This is a genomic window from Acidocella aquatica, from assembly GCF_030160635.1.
In the GTDB taxonomy this organism is placed as follows: Bacteria; Pseudomonadota; Alphaproteobacteria; order Acetobacterales; family Acetobacteraceae; genus Acidocella; species Acidocella aquatica.
In genome coordinates this window covers 1-565 of record NZ_BSOS01000020.1, presented here as the reverse complement: position 1 = coordinate 565, position 565 = coordinate 1, and the positions used below count along the sequence as shown (strand labels likewise).

The window sequence follows — 565 nt, the reverse complement described above, 5'->3', positions numbered from 1 at the left end:
ACGATGCCCGCACTGTGACACGCCCCTGACAAAAAACGATAATAAAAATATGCCAAAGTAGTGCTAATCTCAGCCCACGCGCCACGCAGATTATCGCACAGGCCGCTTCGGACAGCAAAACCAACAATGTGACCACGCTCGATGTTTCAGGTTACACCGATACGTCAGGTGCGGCGGATTACAACCAGAGCCTTTCGCAGCGCCGCGCGCAGGCTGTCGCATCCGAACTCGTTAACGATGGCGTGCCGCAGAACGAAATCGAAATCCACGCCTACGGCGCAACCCACCTGCTGGTTGCGACTGGGTCCGGCGTACGCGAGCCGCAAAACCGCCGCGTGGAAATCGTACTTAACTAATCGAATATGTAGCGCGAGCAAGGAAAACCCGGCAGGAAACTGCCGGGGTTTTTATTGTTACGATAAAAAATTGGCTCGGTAAGTTTGGTCAGGAGGGAACTTGGGTCGATCATGAAGAACCAACCGCTCGGACTCGGGGAACTACGCATGCCTCACGGTTGTGTTACAGGAGCGCGAGGGGCTATCATTGGCTTGGATGATTTGTCGTA

At 54.2% G+C, this 565-nt stretch carries 1 protein-coding gene; it reads left to right on the top strand.

What is annotated here, in order from left to right; all coding sequences use genetic code 11:
- The first annotated feature begins 38 nt into the window (after window positions 1–38).
- Window positions 39–356: an OmpA family protein gene (locus QQJ84_RS05345; RefSeq protein ID WP_348522665.1), complete on the top strand. Its 318-nt coding sequence runs from the start codon at window positions 39–41 to the stop codon at window positions 354–356.
- Window positions 357–565: the final 209 nt, after the last annotated feature.